General features: G+C 60.0%; 3 protein-coding genes. All 3 read left to right on the plus strand.

What is annotated here, in order from left to right:
• The first annotated feature begins 222 nt into the window (after positions 1-222).
• The 3 genes from GY937_20575 (at position 223) to GY937_20585 (ending at position 2684) form a co-directional block, all read left to right on the plus strand.
• Entirely contained in the window at positions 223-1173 is a 951-nt protein-coding gene (locus tag GY937_20575; GenBank protein ID MCP5059107.1) for a hypothetical protein, read from the plus strand.
• 285 nt (positions 1174-1458) lie between these two features.
• Entirely contained in the window at positions 1459-1701 is a 243-nt protein-coding gene (locus tag GY937_20580; protein MCP5059108.1) for a hypothetical protein, read from the plus strand.
• A 92-nt stretch (positions 1702-1793) separates the two neighbouring features.
• A complete protein-coding gene (locus tag GY937_20585) occupies positions 1794-2684 on the plus strand; it encodes a transposase (protein MCP5059109.1) in 891 nt (296 codons plus the stop codon).
• The last annotated feature ends 106 nt before the right edge of the window (positions 2685-2790 follow it).

The raw sequence follows: 2790 nt of genomic DNA on the forward strand, positions 1-2790 counted from the left end.
AGATGACAGCCTGTGCGGTAGAATCCGGCTTCATGAAGGGGCCCTTGTTGAGGGGAAACGCGTGTTGCAACTCGTTTCTACCGCAACTGGGGCCTTCTTCAATTCAAGACCACGACTTCTTCATGAATTATTCGCGTTAAGAGTGACCAAGTTCGGGAGGATCCCCAGAACACACACCTCCTGAACATGGCTACGTGTCATCAGTACTTCAAGTTCAAGACAATGAACTACAGCGCGATGGTTAACAATACCTGCGCGTTCCACTTCGTGCCCGGTTGCGAGGGGAACAACGTTGTGAGGAAGTTCCGATGCCAGGCCGGAGGGCGGGTCGTCAGCGATCTCGTGAGTGAAGCGCTGAACCATGATGACCTCGTGAGGTTCGGGGTCGTGCTGCACGCCTACGCGGATTCGTTCTCTCATCAGGGATTTGCGGGCATCGTGTGCCGAGTCAACGATATTGTGCAACCCAGGATGATCGAGCCACGATTCCACCCGAGACGTATCGTGGACGGCATTAGATTGCTTGGGCGCCGCGCACTGGCGAAGGTCGATCAGGCCATTCCTCCCTACGGTCACGCTCAGGCGCTTGCCTATCCGGACATGAGTCACCTGGCGTGGTCCTACAAGTACGACGCGACTGAGAAGTTCACGGCGTTGGACCGCGACGACTTCGCGGACCATTCAGATACACACACCGACCGCATAGACAATCGACAGCGATTCAAAGACGCATTTGAACGGATCTCGGTGCATCTCAAGGACTTCTTGCAGAAGCACCCAACGCATCGGGACGCACTCATGTTCGATGGAAACGGTGCGCCGAGGTTCGACGGCATCAGGCGGACGTTGTTCGAAACGCTTCTGTCCTTGAGTTTCAGCGAGAAAGGCAAAGAAAAGAACTGGATCCGGGTACTCAAAGACGAGACGCTTGGCCTCTTTGACGAGGAGGACGCCGCGAGCTTGGAGTACAGTAGCGATCTGTGGTTGAGCGAAGCGTTCGCAAACTATGACAAGAAGCGATTTGACCACCGAACTGTTGATGGGGCGGTCGTGCGAGTCGGGGAGTTCGAGAAGTCGAACTGGTATAGATTCTACGAAGCCGTTGGCTGGTACAAACGCATCTTCCACGGACGCTGCCGAGCGTACGGGCTGGAGCTTCCGAACGACTACTGAGGTTCGCTGGTTTGGCCGGCGGGAGCGGTTCAGCTTCGTAGGGAATCCGCCTCCGGTCCGATCATTTCGCTGGGCAATGCCAGCCGCGCTCCCGAGTGTCCAAGGTGCCAGTCCACAGAGGGAGGACGGCTAGGAGCCGATAGCAGGACAGATCTCGCCGCTCTTCCTTCGGTCCGGCCCCGGCTGGCACCGACTGTTGAGCTGAGGTGTCGCACGGCCTGACGGCCCTAGGTGCGCGCGCTCAGGTGGCACCGCACCCGTTGATGTCAACATTGGAGGTACGCCATGGATAATCTCGAACCCGTCGCGCTGATCAACAGCGGCATTGGGGTCATAGAGGCGGCTGTAGCGCTAGCTGTAGGATTCGGTCTGGAGTTGTCCGCCGAGCAAGTCGGTCTGGTGATGGCGCTAGTGGTTGGTATCGGCAATCTGGCGAAGACCATCTGGTCCCGAAGTCAAGTGACGCCGATTGCGAATCCCCGTATCAAAGAAGGCGACGTAGCCAAACCCCTAGTGGTGCAGCTCTAGCAGGGCTGTGTGTTCTCACAACCTGATCCGTGCCCCATCTTCCGGGACTCGGACCCGCCAGCGTACCGTAGTGCCCGCGAGCCTCGACAGCATTGTGTCTGACCGCGGGATCACGCAGGCTCGCCGCCGTCGTGATGATTCTGCTCTCTTTCTCGATCTCCCTGCTCCACTCGCTTCGGGCCTGCTTCCGTAGCCAGCGTGAGCAGGCCCTCGTCGAGCTTGCCCTCCGCCAACAGCTCGCCGTCCTGGCCCAGCCCGGGCGACGACCCAGGCTCACGTCCCTGGATCGTGCTTTCTGGGTCCTGCTGCGCCAGCTCTGGCCTCGCTGGAGGGAGGAATTGGTCATCGTCCAGCCTGGGACGGTCACGCGCTGGCACCGGAAGGGATTCCGCCTCTACTGGCGGTTCCGCTCCAGGCGACGACCCGGCCGGCCGCGCATTCCGAAGGAAGTGCGAGAACTCATCCGGCGCGTGGCGCTTGAGAACCCGTGGGGTGCCCGAAAGATCCACGCCGAACTCGCGAAGCTCGGCATCGAAGTCAGCCTTGCGACCGTCTCGCGCAACCTCCCGAAGCGGCCGCCGGATCCCGTACGGACACAGAACTGGCTGACGTTCCTGCGGAATCACAAGGATGCCATCGCGGCGATGGACTTCTTGGTCGTCCCGACCGTACGCTTCCAGCTCTTGTACGTCTGGTTCGTCCTCGACCACGACCGGAGACGAGTCCTTCACTTCAACGTCACGACGAATCCCACCGCATCTTGGGTGGTCCAGCAGCTCCGGGAGGCCTTCCCATCGGACGCCGCCCTTCCCTTTCTGCTCTACGACCGCGACTCGATCTTCTCTGCGGAGGTCACCGCCACGATCCGGAACCTGGGGATCGATCCCATACGCACGGCGTACCGCAGTCCCTGGCAGAACCCGTTCGCCGAGCGATGGGTGGGAACCTGTTGTTGGCGATCACGAGAAACCGTAGAAATCTGATCATCTAGCCGTGGTCGCGCGCGAGTGCTGGTTTCTCGTCAGAACGGCGAATCGGTGTCGGTCGGATCGGTGTCGAGTTCGCGATCGAGAGCCGCGAGGTAGTGTC

The organism is bacterium (assembly GCA_024228115.1).
Taxonomy (GTDB): domain Bacteria; phylum Myxococcota_A; class UBA9160; order UBA9160; family UBA6930.